The following is a 19,238-nucleotide window of genomic DNA, read 5'->3' on the forward strand; positions in this document are numbered from 1 at the left end:
TTTTGATAATTCTAAACGGAGAACCCTAACTCTCTAAATCAATTGAAGAAAGTTATTTTCAGAATCATTGTATCATAAACAATACTTTTTAACCTCTAGTACTGTGACAGTTTGTCAAATCAACGTGTAGTGATATTAGTTAGACCTTTTATATTTTGTCTAAATCTCCTTCCAACATTTTAAAGAGCCCATTTCCCGTCTCAACTTTCTGTCATATTTGAAAATTTATACCCTGTCATCATTACACTATTTATTAGGATAGGGTAGTGCTGCATGGCTTGTTATGCTAATTTCTAAGCGAAATGGGGTGTATTTAGAGGTATTATATCCTTTTTAAGCTGGTAAGGTTTGTTCTATTGTCATTTGTCCATATGTACAGGATCTTATAATTTTAACAATCATTTACAATCGTACACTTTATATGTGTCAAATGTACAGATATGCTAAAACTGAAAATCATACAAACAAATAAGCAAATCCATCAATAGGGTTTCATCTAGATTTGACTATGCACTGCCCCCCAATGGGGCACAATAGTAATCCAAAAAATTATTTCAATGAAACACGTTTCTATACAATGGATTTTATGCATGATGCTCTTGCTGTTCAGCTTTGCTGAAGCTTCTGGACAGCAAAGGATCCTAAAAGGACAGGTGATTTCAACTGATGACAATAGTCCTTTACCAGGGGTTAATGTTAAGGTTAAAGGAACCCAAACCGGAACACTTACTGATTTTGAAGGGCAATACTCCTTAAATGTTACAAATGAGTCAATCCTTGTATTTTCTTATATAGGGTTTAAGACTCAGGAAGTAAAGGTCGGCACAGCTAGTGTGATGGATATTGGTTTGGAACTGGATGTTACTGCTTTGGACGAGATTGTAGTAGTTGGGTATGGTGAGCAAAAGAAGGAGAGCGTTGTCGGGGCTATAACCAATGCAACTGCAGAAGAAATTAACAGGACAGGTGGTGTAACCAGCCTTTCCAACGCACTGACTGGTTTGCTACCAGGGGTGGCTACTATCTCAACTACAGGCGAGCCAGGTGCTAATGCTTCTAGTATCCTGATCAGGGGGCAGTCTACCTGGAATGGAGGTGGACCGCTTATTTTGGTCAATGGGGTAGAAAGGGATATGAATGATATCGACCCTAGTGAGGTAGAAAGCATTTCTGTTCTCAAAGATGCTTCAGCAACTGCCGTATTTGGTGTAAAAGGAGCCAATGGGGTGATCCTGATAACAACCAAAAGAGGAGCAGAGGGTAAACCAGAATTAACTTTTTCGGCAAATGCTTCCGTGAAGCAAATATCCAAAATACCCGAGGTACTTGGTTCGTATCAGGCGCTTGCATTACGTAACCGTGCAGTCGAAAATCAGGTGGTAATCAATGAGAACACTTGGGGTTTTTATACACCTACCGAGATTTTGGAACATTACCGTTTACAGGATTTGCCGGAAATTTATCCAGATGTTAATTGGTCTGATTATATGACTGAAGACTATGCGATGTCACATAGGATGAATATGAACGTTACTGGCGGTACCAAGTTCGTCAAGTATTTCGCTTCATTGGCTTATACCCATGATGGAGACGTATTGGCGACGACAGACTTTGGACAGGGATACGATCCAGAGTTTTCCTATGATCGTTTTAACTTCAGGAGTAATCTGGATTTTCAGGTGACACCGTCTACTATTTTCACAGCTGACATTTCAGGGTACTTGGGGATGAAGAAGTCTTCGGCAGGTAATGGGGATACTTTCTGGAAAGGTGTTTACGAGGCTCCGCCTGATCTTTTCCCTGTTCAGTATACTGATGGCACTTTTGCACAAAGCCCCGTTGACGACAGGTACCAAAACAGTGTCGCAGCTATCAATTATGGAGGTTACAATGTCCAGAACAGGACATCTGTGATGGCAGACCTGAAACTGAACCAGAAACTGGACTTTATTACCAAAGGACTATCGTTTAATGGACGCTTCTCTTATGATACTTATCTGGAGACATCTGGGCAGGATATCAATGACTTCGGTACACTACTAAAATATATTGACCCAAGCATTGTGGATGCACAAACAGCAGAAGATAGTTTGGCTGCCATAACCTATCTAAATCAAGGACAGGGCACGACAGGTTACAATTACGTACCTGTACCTTATCAGGTCAACCCAGAGAGGTTTGTAGAGCTGAATAATGACAATGACCTGAATAAGACTAGGTATCAGCTGTTTTATCAGGCATCAGTCAACTATAGTCGAAAGTTCGGTAAACACAACGTGACAGGTTTGGCGCTGTTTAATAGACAGGAAAGTGCAACAGGAAGTAACTTTCCATCTTATCGGGAAGACTGGGTAGGAAGGCTGACCTATAACTTCAACGATCGTTATTTTGCCGAATTTAACGGTGCTTACAACGGTTCAGAAAAGTTTTCAAAGGAATATCGCTTTGGCTTTTTCCCATCTTATGCCTTTGGTTGGCTGGTGTCCAATGAGCAATTCTTTCAGCCTGTAGCCAAGGTGATGAATCACCTCAAGTTCAGGTACTCAGATGGTAAAGTAGGTAGTGACCAAGGAGTAGCTCGTTGGCTGTATCAGTCTAGTTGGGTACAGGGAGGCAATATGAATTTCGGCTATCCTTACTTGCAGAATAGTTTTGACATTTATCGTGAGGACATTATTGCTAACCCAGATGCTACTTGGGAAACCGCACATAAGCAAAATATTGGTATAGAAACAGGATTTTTCAACGATTTCCTCTCTATTAACCTAGACTATTTCTGGGAACACAGGACCGGAATTTTTATGGATGGAAGAGAGCGTAATGTGCCAGTATTCTTTGGTGCTGCGCCTGTAGCTGCCAACCTTGGAGAAACCAAGACACACGGTTGGGAATTGGAGCTCAATATCAATCATGTAACAGATTTTGGTCTGCATTATTGGGCAAAAACAAGTTACAACTTTGCCAAGGATGAGATCCTGTATATGGAAGACCCTGAGCTGGCTTATGATTACCAGAAGCGTGAAGGGTATCAAATAAACCAGACACGTACACAGTTGACAGATGACTTTATTGACAGCTGGGATGAGATGTATACTGGGGTAATGGGAACCAACAATACGGAAGCACTGCCAGGTGACTTCAGAATCGTAGACTACAATGCCGATGGCGTAATTGATACCTATGATGCTGTACCATTTGGTTACCCAAGTCGCCCACAATACACATATAACTTCTCGTTAGGTGGTGATTACAAAGGATTCAGTTTAATGTTACAATTCTATGGTGCACATAATGTTTCCAGAAAGATCAACATGGGAGAGTATAACCTTGGTTACTCAATTGTGAGACCATTCCATTATTATGACTCATGGACACCGCAAACAGCTGGTACAGCTACTTATCCACATATCCGTTACAATTCAGGTTCGCCAAAAGGAGATTACTGGATCAAGGATGCTTCTTACCTGAGATTGAATACCGCTGAACTAGCTTACACTTTCAGTAGTGAATACCTGAAAAAGCTGGGGATAACCAAAACCAAGATATTCCTTAACGGTAACAACCTGTTTTTGTGGACTAACATGATTGAAGACAGGGAAGGTGGAGACTATGGAAGAGAAAACTACCCGATGGTCAAACGGTACAACTTAGGTATGAATATCAACTTCTAAAGCACGGTACTGATGAAGAAAAGAATATATAAATATTGGTTGCTGTTGCTGCTGACTGGGTTGCTGACAGCTTGTGATGATTACTTGGATAAGACTGAAAGTGCGGACCTGACAGAAAAGGACGTATTTGGTACTTATGAAGACTTTCAGGGTTTTGTGGATCAAATGTATGGTTACGTGATTCCTTATTTTCAGAAGTCTATCACTGGTTCGCTTAATTATGGTGACCATGTGATCAATAACAGAGGTTTTTCTCCTTCAGGCGCATTCGATGGTGGCAACTACTGGTATGTTTGGAGTAATACACTTCATAATATTCTATACAAGCTTGACAATGGTACTGAAAAAGGCTTGTGGAGCGAATCTTGGTATGGAATCCGAGCTGCTAATGTAGCATTGTCCCATATGGACGACCTAGTATCCGCTACGCAGGAAGAAAAGGATTTACTAAAAGGTCAGGCACATTTCTTTAGGGCATATTTTCATTGGGAGTTGATCAGGTTTTGGGGAGGACTTCCCTATATCGATCGAGCTTTCAAGCCGTCTGATAACATGCAGATGCCTAGGCTTTCTTACAGAGAGACGACTGAGCGTCTTATAGCGGATCTTGATACAGCAGCCATGTTGTTACCTGAAGATTGGGACCGTACTTCTTTCGGGCAGTTGATCTCAACAGAGACACAAAGCAGTACTGTTGGAAGAGCCACAAAAGGAGCTGCATTGGGGATCAAAGCAAAAGCGCTGATGTATGCAGCCAGTCCATTGATGAACGATGACAACGGTTACCAGTACAATACAGTACTATGCGAAAGAACAGCAGAAGCAGCATGGAACGTGATTGAATTGGCTGATAAGGGTATTTACAAGTTATTGCCATGGTCGTCATACTCTGACAATTTCCACAAGAACGATGGGTCAGTTCCTTGGACTGATGAGGTAATTTGGGAAGCGATCAATCCTGGTGTAGGTAACAGTAGAATGAACAACTTCCACGGCAGGATCTTCAATCCGGGACGTTTCGGCGGCAATGCTGTAATGGAAGCTCCTACTCAAAACATTGTGGACCTTTTCGAAATGGCGAATGGTTACCCAATTGAGCACCCCTCTTCGGGCTATGATCCAAATGACCCTTGGACTGGACGCGACCCAAGATTCTATAATGCCATATTGTTGGATGGTACCAAGTGGATCCTGAAGAACAATAATGCTGCTGCTTACATCCAAACGTACATAGGTGGACAGGACAGGGGCAATGATGCCAGTCGTACAGGCTACATGATCAAAAAGTATTGGCCAATTGGCGTAAACAAAGTGGATAAGAACTGGAATCAGTTTCGTTTTCAGGCCCCTCACTTGAGGTTGGCAGATATCTACCTGATATATGCTGAAGCAGTAAACGAAGTCTATGGGCCAAACGAAGCACCAACTTTTAATGGGAAGACCGGTATGACTGCTACAGAAGCTGTCAACATTATCCGAAATAGGGCAAACATGCCAAGCCTGACAGCAGAGTTTTCAGGTTCAAAAGATGCTTTGCGTGAGAAAATCAGAAATGAGCGAGCGATTGAGTTTTGCTTTGAAGGTCATCGTTGGTTTGACTTAAGGCGTTGGCATATAGCCCACTTGCCTGAATACAAGCCACTTTATGGACTAGAGTTTGACAAGAACCACACCTATTTCAAGAAAGTATGGATACAGGATCGTGTGTTTGATGAACGCAATTACTGGTTACCGCTTCCAGTTAATCAGACCCAACTGTATGAAGGTTTCGGGCAAAATACGGGATGGTAAAATCGAAGCTTAAAAACCTAAAATCATGAATGCTACAATCAAATATATAATTGGGGTCATAGGTTTATGCTTACTGATGTCTGCAGGAGCCTATGCCCAGAAGAAAAAGGCACTTGAGGTTATTACCTCAGAAGTCAGAAATCAGTACGGTTCCCCTGTAGAAGGAGTATTGGTTTCGTCTGAAGAAGGATCAATTGAAACCTATACAGACGCAGCGGGTAAGTTTTCGATCAAGGCAAGCCCTACGGGGAAAGTGATGCTGGAAGCAGATGGTCATTATACAAAGGTATTGACTGTAAGTGAAATAAAAGGTGCAGCAGGGATTGAATTGGAGAGCGCGCCTTATCAGATGGGACCTGATGATATGGTCAATGTACCCTTTTCAAAACAGCCAAAAAGGTTAATGGTGGGCAGTGCCACTTCACTCGATATCAATAAAATCTTTGAGCAGGATACAAGACAAAGTGTTTATGGAGCACTGAACGGTAGGGTGCCAGGTACCTTGCAAGGTTTAAATGTCAGAGGCCTAGGAGATGCCTTGGTCGTAGTGGATGGGATTCCTAGACCTGCTAATACCATTAACTTGTTGGAAGTGGAAAAGATTACTGTTCTGAGGGATGTAACGGCAAGAATGCTCTATGGTTCTCAAGCAGATAAAGGGGTAATACTGGTTACTACCAAACGAGGAAAAGCTAACAAGAAGCAAATTAGGGTATTTGCCGAAACTGGTGTAATGGAAGCCATTTCTCTCCCAAAATATTTGGGTACACCAGAATATATGCAGCTTTATAATGAAGCATTGGCTAATGATGGAAGAGACCCTAGGTTTTCGGATGATCAGATTAGGATAGCGTCCAAAGACAGTTTACCATTGATCTATCCGAACGAGAATTACTACAGCGATAGTTACCTGAAAGACTATAATTCCTACAGCAAGATTTTGACTGAAATGTCAGGAGGAAATGATGTAGCGCAATATTATTTAAATATCGGTTGGGACCAGACAGGTTCTTTCCTAAATGCAGGAGCAGGAGAAAGTGAAAAGAGCAACCGATTCAATATCAGAGGTAATACAGATGTTGCGATCAATGACTATATCACGGCACGTCTTGATGTCGTAGCGATTCTGGACAAGCAGAAAGGACCAAAAGGGGATTATTGGAAAAATGCCTCAGAATTTTTGCCTTTTAATTATCCAGCACTGATTCCAGCAAGTCTGTTACCCGAGGAGATGCGTAATTCTGCTACCCTAATTGACAACCAGTATGTGCTTGGAGGAACATCGCAATATACTACCAATATCTATGGAGACATGACTTTGGCAGGAACAGAAGAGTTGACACAACGTACAGCCCAATTGAATACTGGACTAGACTTTGACCTGAGCGGTATTACCAAAGGATTGACTTTCAAGTCATTTTTGAGCTTTGATTTCCATAATTACTCTCAAAACAATCAGACCAATACCTATGCAGTGTATGAAACACAGGTGCTTCAGTCAGTAAACGGGGCGGACAGTCTGGCTTTCAACAGGATTGGCACAGATGATCAATCCGGTAAACTCAATATATCAGATGCTTACTTCTATAGAAGAATTGGCTATTACGGTATGTTGGATTACCAACGTACTTTCAATGAAAAGCATATGGTATCGGTCACGGCTTTGGCTTACGCTGACCGTTTCCAGACAGAAGGGGTGATTCAGGATGACAAGAATCTTCATTTTGGGTTGAGAGCACACTATGCTTTTGATAACAAATATCTGGTGGAATTGGATGCAGTACAAGCTGGAACTCTCAGGTTGAATGAAGACAATCGCTGGGCATTCTCGCCAGCATTGGGTGCTGGATGGATTTTGTCAGAGGAGTCATTCCTACAAGGAAATAAGTTAATTAACTTCTTGAAACTGAAAGCAAGTGCAGGTCTGATCAACAGTGATCAGGGCGTGAGTGATTATTACCTTTATACCAATACCTATCAGCAGAACGGTACCTATACTTACTATGATGGTCTGGCACAGAATGACTACATGAAAATCAATAATGTGGGTAATCCTAACCTGTCATGGGTCAAAAGGTTTGAGTTGAACGCAGGTTTTGAGTTAGCTGCATTCAAGGATCAGCTTTATATGGAAGCCAACTATTTCAGGAGCAAATTCTACGACTCTATTGTAAAGCGTAACAATGTTTACCCAGCTTACCTTGGAGGTTACTTGCCTTATGAAAACTATGGGGAATACCTCGATCAGGGTTTGGAATTAGGCATTAATGTGAGGAAGAAAAAAGGGGATTTACTGATGACTTTTGGTGCTAATTTGCTGTATGCAGTACCAAAAGTAGTGGAAGTGGATGAACCTGCATTTGAAGACAGTTACAGGCTGAAGCAGGGCAAGTCGACTGATGCCACCTTTGGCTATGTGGCGGAAGGTTTCTTCCAAAGTCAGGAAGAAATCGAATCAAGTCCAGTCCAATCGTTTGGTGCAGTACAACCTGGTGATATCAAGTATAAAGACCTGAATGGAGACAATATCATTGATGAGGCTGACCAACAACTAATTGGAAACTCAAGAGCAAGGCTCTCATTAGGGGTGAATCTCTCAGTGAAATATAAGAACCTGGAATTGTTTGCATTGGGAACAGCTCAAAAGGGAAAAGAAGTGATTTACAACTCTGCTTATGACTGGGTCTATGGGGACCGAAAATATTCGGAGGTTGTACAAGGAAGATGGACACCAGAATCGGCTTCTACTGCGACTTATCCGAGACTGAGCGCACAGAACAATGCCAATAACTTCAGAAACTCTACTTTCTGGATGGTGTCTGACGATCATTTCAATCTTGGAGTTGTTCAGTTGACTTACCACTTACCTAGTAGCTGGGCAAATAAGGCAGCCATGAAGAATGCGAACCTATTTATAAAGGGTAATAACCTGTTGACCATTGGACCTTCGAGTGAGAGAAGACAGCTATCAGTAGGCGGTAACCCGCAGACAAGGTTGTATTCAGTAGGCTTCAGGACATCATTTTAAGCTATAAAAATCGCTAACGATGAAAAGACTAATCATACATACGATAATTGGGTTGACAGGGGCGGTTGTATTGGGGTGTAACAGCTTTCTGGAACCCGAGCGAGACAATCAGTTAACAGAGGAACAGGTACTGGCCAATCCCGCTTTTGCCGAAGGGTTGCTGCTCAATGCATATCAGGCATTGCCAGTAGATTATAACTTTGAGGAGGTGGCTACTGATGATGCAGTCACCAATAACAAAGGAGACAACTTTTTAAGAATGGCGACAGGGGAGTGGACGTCTACCTTTAACCCGATAGGTATTTGGGACAAGGCTTATGAGCAGCTTCACTACATCAACTTGTTTATGGAAAGGATTGATGAAGTGGAATGGTCGTGGGAAAGTGAGGAACAGGATCGTCTACACGCACAAAGATTAAAAGGAGAAGCCTATGGCTTGCGTGCATGGTATACATTTGAATTACTTAAAAGGCACGGAGGAGTGGTCAATGGTGAGGTGATGGGAGTACCTATATTGACCAAGTCACTCACTGTCGCTGATGACTGGAAATTACCAAGAAGTTCATATCAGGAGAGTGTCGTACAAATTATGGCAGATTGTGACAGTGCCCTTGCTTTGCTGACAGATAAGTATGAGAATTCAGGAAACTCAGACTACAATGCTACTTTTGGAGAAAGGTTCGAGAACCGGATGAATGGATGGGCAGTGCAGGCACTGAAGGCAAGAGTTGCCTTACATGCAGCAAGCCCTGCTTTTAATGAAGGTGAAGGAGATTGGGAGATGGCAGCTTTAGCGGCAGGTAAGTTGATTGAGGCAAATGGAGGAGTGTCAGCCCTTTCGGCTACAGGGGATATCTTCTACAAAGATCAAGATGACTCAGATATCATCTGGAGACATAAATTTGTCAATAACATTGGAAGAGAATCCAATAATTACCCGCCATCACTTTTTGGAAAAGGTAGAACCAACCCAACCCAAAACCTGGTAGATGCATTTCCTATGCAGAACGGCTTTCCAATTACGGATGCGGCGAGTGGTTATGACCCAAGTGACCCATACGCCAACCGAGACCCCCGTTTGGCTGAGTATATTATCTATAATGGAAGCAAGTTAAAAGGAAACACTATCCTGACAGGTATATCTTCTGCCAAAGACGGTATAGATGTCACTTTGGAGTCGACCCGTACAGGTTATTACCTTAAAAAATTTATAAATGAGGCAGTAAATCTCGACCCAAAAAATACTTCCAATGGGGTACACTTCTACACACTTATCCGATTTACTGAAGTATACCTGATCTATGCCGAAGCAGCCAATGAAGCATGGGGACCTGATGCTGATCCGTTGGGTATTGGGTTTACGGCAAGAGATGTGGTGTCAGCTATTCGCAAACGAGCGGGAATTGATATGACAGACGCTTATCTGGTAGCAGCAGTATCCAAAACGCAGTTTAGAGAACTGGTACAAAATGAGAGAAGGCTGGAGTTAAGCTTTGAAGGCTTCCGTTTTTGGGATTTGAGAAGGTGGGACAAGCCTTTGAACGAAGAAGCGAAAGGAATCTTTATAGCAGAAGATGGAAGTGCCGAAGTAAAGGTTGTGGAGGCTCGAAACTTTAACAATTACATGCAGTATGGACCTGTTCCCTATGGCGAAACCCAGAAGTATAATCTGCCACAGAATACAGGTTGGCAATAGGAATAGAAGAACTTTTAAGAGAATCAATTAAAAGATTGAAATATGAAAAAACTATGGCTGATACTGGCATTTGCTTGTGGACTACAGGCATGTGAAAATCAGGAAGTGGAATTTGAAGACTTTGAATACAAGGCTGTATACTTTCCACTACAATATCCGCTACGTACACTCTCACTGGGAGAGGATCGGATCGATAACTCACTGGATAAGGAGTTGAAATTCCATATCGGCGTAGGGGTAGGAGGTATGTATGAGAATACCCGAGATTGGGAAGTGTCGTTTGAGGTAGACAATACTTTGGCTTCTAATCTTATTAATGCAGATGGTGATACGGTAGAGGCCTTGCCAGAGTCGTATTATACATTGGCGCCGAATGGTAAGGCAATCATTCCGTCCGGCTCTTTTCAGGGGCTTATACAGGTACAACTGACAGACGCATTTCTGGATGATCCAATGGCATTTAAGGATCATTATATGATTCCGCTTAAGATCGTAAGTTCTAATGCTGATACGGTATTAAGGGGGCTACCCAATATCGCGAACCCTGACCGCAGAATCCTGACACATTGGGATGTACAGCCAAAAGATTTTACCCTTTTCGGTATCAAGTTCGTTAACGGGCTGCATGGCAAATATCTACACAGAGGGATTGACATAGCCTATGATGCTACTGGTGTCGCTGTAGACACAGCGATCTACCGTAGAGACTATGTGGTAAATGATGAGGTGTGGAGTGCTGAAACTTCGGGACGTAACAGCGTGATTCTTCATGGAACAGGGCGTAATAGTGGAGAAGGCGGTAATTATATGATGCATCTGTCATTGGGAACGGATGAGAAAACAATCACCGTGGATGCTGTGGAAGGGGCGAATGTGGCTGTGACAGCAAATGGTACCTGTGAGTGGATAAAAGGTGGCGACGAATGGGGTGGTGAGAAAAGAGATGTACTGCACCTGAGCTACAGCTATGTGGACGGCGCAATGACCCACCAGGTACAGGACACGCTTGTATTCAGGGACAGAGGCATTCACTTCGAAGAGATCAGCGTGCAGGTGGTGGAGTAAGGTAGTATCCATATGGTCAATTGTAGGATCACGCCTATGGCGTGCTCTCGCAAAACACCCTTACTGGGCGCCACGAAACACGTGCCCGTGGTACGATCGAACACGGCATAGCCCTGATCCTACGGGGGCGGTTGACCCCAACACAAAACTGCCGATTTCAATAACACATCTGCATCATTAAGATAATCAGATCGGAATCCCTCATGCTGCCCAGCAGGATTGGGGATTTCTTTTTCAAGACAACTAGGATGAATAAGCAATATATACTGGTGAGCGGGCTACTGCTGCTGCTGACAGTGTCTTTGTCAGGCGTGAAAGGAACAGGCAAGAACAGTCCCTGTCAGGCTGACTACAGGGAAGTCAACAAAATGGTGATCATGGATGCGGCTTCCTTGCCTGACACGGGTGGCTGGGTTATGAAGCAATCAGGTAATGACTATACAGGCAAAGGGTTTATGGAATGGGAAGGTGATAACTGCTTCAGGCAACCTCAAGGTGGGATGCTCACGGTCTCATTTCAGATCACGACCGGTGGACGATACTGTTTTATCTGGAGAAACAGGGTTGGAGAGGGAGATAACCCCACGGAAGCCAATGATTCATGGGTACGCTTTCCGGATGCCTCAGCCTATTACGGTGAGTTGAAAGGGCAAAAGAAATACCCTAAAGGCTTAGACAAACAACCTTATACCAATGGGGTATCTGTCGATGGTTGGATGAAAGTGTTCCACCATAACAAGCACTTGGACTGGACCTGGCATACCCGCACCAGTGACCACGAAGGGATGGAACTCTTTGCTGAATTTGACCAGCCTGGCCAATATACCTTGCAAATAGCAGGGAGGTCAAGGCACCATCAAATCGACAGGATCGTGCTTTACCATACATCAGTGGAAAAGGGAGTGGCCACCGATTCCGCTACTGCTGAAACCCGTTGCCAATAGGGTAAAGAACATACATGGCTTTGCTTTTGTAGCAGGGTTTTCCCTATTTTATCTGCATGATACTGTCCCTTAACACGCCTCTCCGATCTTTCCATCACCTGACCAAGGCACAGCGTATGGCGATCAGCCTCTTCCTGCAGATGGGCAGGTCTCAGGCGGTTATTGCCCAGCTACTGGGAGTACACCGCTCCACCATATGCAGAGAGGTGAAGCGCAACTCCGTTGACGGCATCTATGACCCCTTCAAGGCTGAGCAACTGTATCAGGCAAGGCTTTTTGTAAGAGGGAGCGCCCGCAAGCCAGGCGTGATCCTGCCCAACCTCTTTCCCCGGAAAGCTGCGGCACTTCCCTATGGGCGGGTATGTACAGCCTGGCATGCAGACTATGAGGACCATTACCTCAGACAGTGTACCGGAGGGAACTGCTTAGCCTTCAGAAGCCCCAGCTTCTTCAAGCTGAGGGAGAAACCCATTCAGCCCCGTCTTAACCGGCCCAATGTCAGGCTGTTGCTCAGCCAGTGGAAGAAATTAGTCCCACGGGCAAGAGACTTCCAGACCGCCAAACCTGACCACCCCCACCAGCTGATACAAGTTATCTTGCCCCAGCCTCAGGAGCAGTATGCCTAGCTGTTGCCAAGAGGTACTGTTTATCTTCCTTTATCGCCTGAAAGTGTCATGCGACCTGACAATCTTACGGCCGACAGCCTTGCTGCCGGTTTTTTTGTGCCAATACTCAGAGGCAAAGTACAGGAGTAGTGCTGCTGCAGATGATGTTGCAATAGTTCACGTGATCCGTAACCATCAGCCAACCTAAAGCCCCCTACAGGTACCTTGCTTGGCTTGTTCCTGTAGGGGGCGGACCTCCATCCGTTAAAGGCGAGTGTAGCCTCTTGTCCTGTGCTTGCTTTTATAGCGCTCCAGCTCTAGCTTTCTTCAACATTTTAGGTGTATCCATCTCTGAACCAGGATCTCCTTGTTCCTGCATCCATTTGTCAAGCACTACCGACATCTTCTCCATCAGTTCAGGATTTTCCTGGCTGATATTGTTCAGGTTATAGGGATCATTCTCCATATCATAAAACTCTTCAGCAGGTCGATGCATATAGCGATTGATCATGGCTGCGGCTTTTTCATTCTGGTTGGAGTGGAACATCCACGAACTCCAGATATGCTGGTTTTCGGTATTGCCCATTAGGTAGCGTTGCAAGTAGATACTTTCAGGCATCAGGTTGCGGACATAGTGGTATTTGCCATCAGTCACAGCCCTGATCGGGTAAGCAGTACCTTCAGGCAGGTTATTGTGGATAAAGTAGGCGTACTGTCGGTCTGATTTTCCTTTTCCTTCCAGCACTTTCTTGAAGCTCAATCCATCTAATCCGTAATCTTGCCATGGCTTCCCGATAATATCCAACAGGGTCGGCAATACATCTACCCACTGTACCAATGCATCTGTTCTTACTTTTTGAGGAATATGACCTTTCCATTTGAATACAAGTCCAGTATGTACCCCTGTGTTCCAGTTTGTCCACTTGCCACCTGGCATCTGGGAGCCTTGTTCAGAGGAGAACATTACCAGTGTTTCCTTTTCCTTACCGGATTGCTTCAGTACTTCCAGAATTTTACCGACTTTCTCATCCATTACCTGTATTTCAGCCAGATAGCGTGCATAGTCTTCCCTTGTTTCCTTGGTATCTGCGATATAAGAAGGCAACTTGATTTTTTCAGGAGGGAAGTTCTCAGGATTGCCCAATGTCCAAGGCAGGTGTGGAGATACTAGTCCAATCACCAGACAGAAAGGTTCCTCCGACTGCATAAATTTGGAGATGCCGTCAGAAGAGAATTCAGCGGTTTCTTTAACACAACTTCTTTCTAGTCCACTCACCATATCAAACGGAAAAACCTCCTTGGGTCTGACATGGACTTTACCGGCAATGCCTACTTTGTAGCCCTGTTCCTTTAGGTGGTGTACAATACTCTTGGTACCGTCCTTGGAACGAGAGTGGTTCCATGCAGCTCCGTTACGGATAGGGTAAAGTCCTGTATAGAGTTCAGAGCGGCAAGGCTGACACATCGATGATGATACGAATGCATTGTCAAAGGTTAATCCTTCATTCGCCAGCTTGTCAATATTGGGTGTAATACTGTTCTCGCTGCCATAGATAGACAAGTCAGAGTAGGTACAATCATCTCCCAGAATGATCAGCATATTCGGTTTTTTCTGGGCGTTTGTTTGAAGCGCCACCAGTATAAAAGCAATACAAATAAGGAGTCTCATTACAGTATTTTTATTAAAGGATAAAGCGTAACATAAATGTCCGTGATAGGAAAGGCAAGTTCGCCGTAACTGGCATAAGGCATTTGCACTATCTTTCAGAATTCAGGTATCAGGGTACTTTTCTGAACAAAACTGCCATCATCTGAACATTTGTGACAGTCACCCAATACTTCTGGGATATAAGGACAAGAGAAAGGGTGCCATTTTCATGACACCCTCTTTATTATTTCTATACTACATTGCTTCTTCCATTTCCTCTTTCCGACATTCCTCCTGAATAAATTTGGTAGGAGGCATACCATATTCCTTTTTAAATGCTCTTGTAAAATAAGATGGACTTTGGAAACCGACCAGCTCCATCACTTCCTGAATGGAAAGGTTTTCCGATGACAGGAGCAGGGCTGCCTTTTTCATTTTTGCCTGCCTGATAAATTGGTTGATCGAGCAACCTGTTACGGCTTTTACTTTCTTGTAAAGGTTGGTACGACTAATTCCCAAAGACTTGCAGATAAACTCCACGGTCAGGTTTGGGGTCGAGATATTATCCTCAATTACCTTGGTAAACTCATTCAGGAATTCCTTATCGGAGCGATTATCTGCCTTTTCACGCGCTTCCACAAAAATATCGTGCTGGTATTTGACTTTCAGTTCGGTACGGGCATTCAAGATCTGCTTGATTTTTAGATCCATCAGCTCTAGGTTGAACGGCTTTTCAAAGAAGGTTTCAACACCAATTTTGGCAGCCTCAACCTTATCCTTTTCTGTGTTCTTGGCAGTAAGCATTACCACCGGAATATGTTGTGTCAACTTGTTTTCTTTCAGGTTCTTGACCATTTCTATTCCATCCATCTCAGGCATCATAATATCACTGACTATGATATGCGGATACTTATATTCCAATAGTTCTAGTGCTTCTATTCCATTGGTCGCTTGTAATACATTATAGTTATCACTGAAATGGTCAGAAAGGAATGAGAGCAGCTGCGGGTTGTCCTCTACCAACATAACGGTATGTTCCTTGGTGTTTTCGGCAATATCTACCTTATCATACTGGAACATGACAGTCGGAGTTTTGGTCTTCAGGATGCTCTCCTCGAAGCGCATTTCCACCTGTAGCTGTTCTGCCGGCAATGTTTCGATGGAGTTTGGAATTCCTACGAACATCTCCGTTCCTTTGCCCTTTTCACTAAATACATGGATTACACCATTGTGCAAGGATACAAGGCTTCTCACCAATGCCAGACCTACTCCATACCCGATATTGGAAAGCTTTTCAGTCTCATTACCTCTAAAGTAACTTTCGAAAATATGTGGCAATGATTCTTCACTGATACCCATTCCATTATCCTTTACCCTTATCCAGAAGTATGGGTGTGTGTTTTCTTGCTCATTCAGTGCTACATGGTGTGAATAGATTGAATGTGGTGTGATAGGCATATCTGTACATTCAAATTCAACGATACCACCATTAGGCGTATACTTGAAGGAGTTAGAAAGTATATTGAACAGTATTTTCTGAAGGATTTTAGGATCACAGGCAACCTCTTTGCTACTGAAATGTATCTTCTTCTCAAATCCAATTTTTCGCTCTTCAGCAAGGCTGTTGAATTGCTCTGCAAAATCTTTAGCAAAATCGTATAAGTCGAGTTTGTTTACCATTAGCTTGAAGTGACCTGTTTCAGCTTTTCTGAAGTCTAAAAGTTCACTAACCAACTTATTAAGTTGAATGGCACTACTGGAAATACTGTTAATCAGTTTTTGTTCACCGGCTGATTTCTGGTTAGCAATTTCCTCCAGCTTGTGGATATTGGCAAGGATCAACGTTAAAGGCGTACGGAATTCATGTGAGATATTGGTGAAGAAATCCAATCTCATTTCGTGCATCTTTTCACTTTGCTCATGTGCTATTTTCTCGATTTCGGCCTGTTTTTTCATTCGCAGCCAAATAGTCATTAGGTAAAAGGCAAGCAAGAGCAGGAGAATTGCTATGATAAAATAGGCATTCTGGGCTGCATTGGATTGCCACCAAGGTGGGTTGACGATCACCTTGATCTTAGCAGGCAAGCTCCAAAGGTTTTCGCCATTGGAGGCTTTTACCATTAACGTATAGTTGCCTACAGGAAGGTTACCAAAGTCAGCGTGATGTTCATAGGTGGTGATCCAGTTTTCCTGATGCCCTTCCAGCATATATTTAAAATAGACCTTTTCATTGTTGGAGTAATGGAAACCTGAGAAGAATACGGTCAGGCTATTCTCTTCATGGTCTAGCTCCAGCGTATTGGTTTGCCACAGGTTATTCTTCAGAATTACCTTTCCGTTTACTTTTTTTCCTGTTTCAATATCTGCATTGTTGACTTTCAGGCTGGTGAAACGGACGGTTGGCATATACGGGTTATGAAGGATACTGTCCGGGTAGAAGTAGTTGATACCGTTTACGCCACCAAACCATAGCTGACCATTAGGGCCATTGGCTACTACGTGTGGCTTAAAGCTGTTGGTTTCCAGTCCGTCGGCTGTACTGTAATTGATAAACTTTTCAGTCTTGGGGTCAAATTGGGCAATCCCTCTACCTCCAATCCAAAGTTTTCCATGTTTATCAAGCGTCAAACTTTCTATATCGTTACTTGGCGCACCCTGTTCGGTCGTGAAATGCTTGATGCGGATATCATTGCTTTTCAGTACAATCTTGTTTAGTCCGCCACCAATGGTACCTGCCCAAATGGTAGTGTCATTGGTTTGTAGGATCGGCATAACGAAAGCAGAACTCAAAGTCTGTGAGTCACTAGCCGAATTGATATGTAGTACATCTATAGCTTCCCCTTTTTCATTTAACCTGATGCGGTTGATGCCTGTACGGGTACTGATCCAGACAACCGGTCTGCTTTGGTCAGCATACACGCCAGTAATGGCATTGGAAGTAAGTCCCAGTTCGTGGGTGCTTCCTTCTCTGAATCGGTTGATACTAAAATCACCGTCCTCGTTGAAACTGATCTTGTTAAGTCCCTCTGCCCAAGAACCAGCCCAGATATTACCAAATGCATCATTGGTCATATCATAAATCTGGTTATGAGTCAGGCTGTTAGGGTTATTGGGGTATGATTTTAATTCTATAAAGCGGTAATCACCTGTGTGGATACTGATACCACCATCGGTGCCTATCCATACCCTGTTGAATTTATCGAGTAGCATACAGCGGATATTGTTATTGCAGATGCTTTGTGGGTTATGCTTATCGTGTTCAAGGTGTCGTACTGAATAGTCTTGCATATTGATTGTATAGACACCAGCGCTTGTACCCACCCATAAGTTACCCAAAGCATCAAACTGGATGGCTCTGATGTTCTTTTCCTCAATCTGACGTGTCACCGATAGCGGTAAGGTCATAAAGGCTTTTTGGGTTAAATCAATAAAATTAAGTCCACCCCCTAATGTACCAATCCACATACCTCCTGTCCTGTCTCCCAGAATGCAGGTAATATGATGGGTCGAAGGCCACTGATGATCGCCATCACGTTGGTAACGAACACCACTGCTGAAGTTAGGGTCAGTTTGGATCAAGCCATTCACTGTTCCGATCCATACCTGTTGTTTTACATCTTCATAGACAGAAGTCATCTTGGGGCTAATGCCCATGGTTTCAGGTAGGGACCACACAATAATATTTTCTGAGAGGTTCAGGGCATTCAGACTCTTATGTGGAACCTTAAATACTTTACTGTCGCCACTACAAAGGTAAAGTCCGTTTTTGGGACTGTAATGACCTGCAAAAAATGAGGAGAAAGTATGTTCTCCTAATTGTACCTGCTGAATATTTTCTGCAGAATGGTATTTCCATACACCATTGCTAGTCATGAGCCAAATAGCACCAGGTGTAGTCTGAAGAATATCATGTACCTCCAAGTCAAGTACCTTCTTGACATTCGTTATTTGGTGCTCCTCATCAAGGCATACCTCAAAAAGTCCATTTCTTGCTACAGTAAGCAAGCAAGATTGATCAAGGCTGAAAGTCATTTTAGGAAGATCAGGCTGCTGTTCTTCTGGAAAATGCAGTGATTTGAATACACCAGACTTTTTGTCAAAGTGATAGATACCGCCTTCTGTGGTTACCCAAAGACTATTGCTACTTGCCTCTTGTATATGCTTAATCCTGTTGCTCAACCCTTGTTTCGAAAGTTCTAGTGAAATGTGGTAGTTTTTAAAACTGTAACCATCATATCGCTGTAAACCCGATCGAGTACCTAACCAAAGATATCCAGTTTGATCCTGCAACATAGTCTGTACATCAGTATGTAGAAGTCCTTGATTCAGGTTGTAATTAGTGACCTGATAGTTGATCTGCTGGGCATTTGAGCCGAAGGAAGCTATCAGAGAAATCAGCAATGAGAGTGCAAGTAGTTTTTTCATTTTCATGGGAACTTTTTGTGTTAGTCTTTGTGCAACTCAATATTGTAATATTGACAATTATGTAAAAAATACATTTAAAAAAAGTGGATGTTTTCTGAACATAAAGACAAGCATTGTGAACAAAAGGGCTAATTGAAACGGTCGTACAGATACATTTGGAATGAGTAGATTTCATTTGACTAGTCTTACTGTACAAGTAGTGTGAATAGTTTTAAGTACAGATAGGCAACTTGATTGGTATCCATTTCAGCTGTACTTGACTCCTGCTTATATATTGTCCCAAACGTCCCAACTTATTTGAGGCTGGAATAAATCATTTGTTCAAATGTTACCTCTAGAATCGCCGTATTGATCAATTCTTTTGA

Annotated in this window: 10 protein-coding genes; 8 read left to right on the forward strand and 2 right to left on the reverse strand. The window is 43.1% G+C overall.

The features are described 5' to 3' along the window. The first annotated feature begins 557 nt into the window (after positions 1–557). The 8 genes from V6R21_RS02220 (at position 558) to V6R21_RS02255 (ending at position 13,008) form a co-directional block, all read left to right on the forward strand. Positions 558–3,671 carry a SusC/RagA family TonB-linked outer membrane protein gene (locus tag V6R21_RS02220; protein ID WP_334240483.1) on the forward strand — a complete coding sequence of 1,038 codons (3,114 nt, stop codon included), beginning with the start codon at positions 558–560 and terminating at the stop codon, positions 3,669–3,671. A gap of 12 nt (positions 3,672–3,683) precedes the next feature. Then, a complete protein-coding gene (locus V6R21_RS02225; protein WP_334240485.1) occupies positions 3,684–5,462 on the forward strand; it encodes a RagB/SusD family nutrient uptake outer membrane protein in 1,779 nt (592 codons plus the stop codon). 25 nt (positions 5,463–5,487) lie between these two features. Continuing rightward, positions 5,488–8,490 (forward strand): SusC/RagA family TonB-linked outer membrane protein, encoded by a 3,003-nt coding sequence (locus V6R21_RS02230; protein WP_334240488.1) that lies wholly within the window; start codon positions 5,488–5,490, stop codon positions 8,488–8,490. Between the two features lie 19 nt (positions 8,491–8,509). Beyond that, positions 8,510–10,186 carry a RagB/SusD family nutrient uptake outer membrane protein gene (locus V6R21_RS02235; RefSeq protein ID WP_334240490.1) on the forward strand — a complete coding sequence of 559 codons (1,677 nt, stop codon included), beginning with the start codon at positions 8,510–8,512 and terminating at the stop codon, positions 10,184–10,186. A 42-nt stretch (positions 10,187–10,228) separates the two neighbouring features. Further along, positions 10,229–11,251, forward strand: a complete 1,023-nt coding sequence (locus tag V6R21_RS02240) for a BT_3987 domain-containing protein (RefSeq protein WP_334240492.1) — start codon at positions 10,229–10,231, stop codon at positions 11,249–11,251. A 248-nt stretch (positions 11,252–11,499) separates the two neighbouring features. Further along, on the forward strand, positions 11,500–12,195 hold the full coding sequence (locus V6R21_RS02245; protein ID WP_334240494.1) for a hypothetical protein: 696 nt from the start codon (positions 11,500–11,502) through the stop codon (positions 12,193–12,195). Positions 12,196–12,251: 56 nt separating this feature from the next. Continuing rightward, positions 12,252–12,821 carry a helix-turn-helix domain-containing protein gene (locus V6R21_RS02250; protein WP_334240496.1) on the forward strand — a complete coding sequence of 190 codons (570 nt, stop codon included), beginning with the start codon at positions 12,252–12,254 and terminating at the stop codon, positions 12,819–12,821. After that, positions 12,814–13,008 (forward strand): hypothetical protein, encoded by a 195-nt coding sequence (locus V6R21_RS02255; protein WP_334240497.1) that lies wholly within the window; start codon positions 12,814–12,816, stop codon positions 13,006–13,008. Before V6R21_RS02250 ends, V6R21_RS02255 begins: the two co-directional genes overlap by 8 nt. 93 nt (positions 13,009–13,101) lie before the next feature. On the opposite strand, the gene V6R21_RS02260 is transcribed toward V6R21_RS02255, so the two are convergent. Both V6R21_RS02260 and V6R21_RS02265 read right to left on the reverse strand, forming a co-directional pair. Continuing rightward, positions 13,102–14,469 (reverse strand): sulfatase family protein, encoded by a 1,368-nt coding sequence (locus tag V6R21_RS02260; protein ID WP_334240499.1) that lies wholly within the window; start codon positions 14,467–14,469, stop codon positions 13,102–13,104. A 234-nt stretch (positions 14,470–14,703) separates the two neighbouring features. Then, positions 14,704–18,873, reverse strand: a complete 4,170-nt coding sequence (locus V6R21_RS02265; RefSeq protein ID WP_334240501.1) for a hybrid sensor histidine kinase/response regulator transcription factor — start codon at positions 18,871–18,873, stop codon at positions 14,704–14,706. Between the last annotated feature and the right edge of the window lie 365 nt (positions 18,874–19,238).

It is taken from the genome of Limibacter armeniacum (assembly GCF_036880985.1).
Classification (GTDB): Bacteria; Bacteroidota; Bacteroidia; order Cytophagales; family Flammeovirgaceae; genus Limibacter; species Limibacter armeniacum.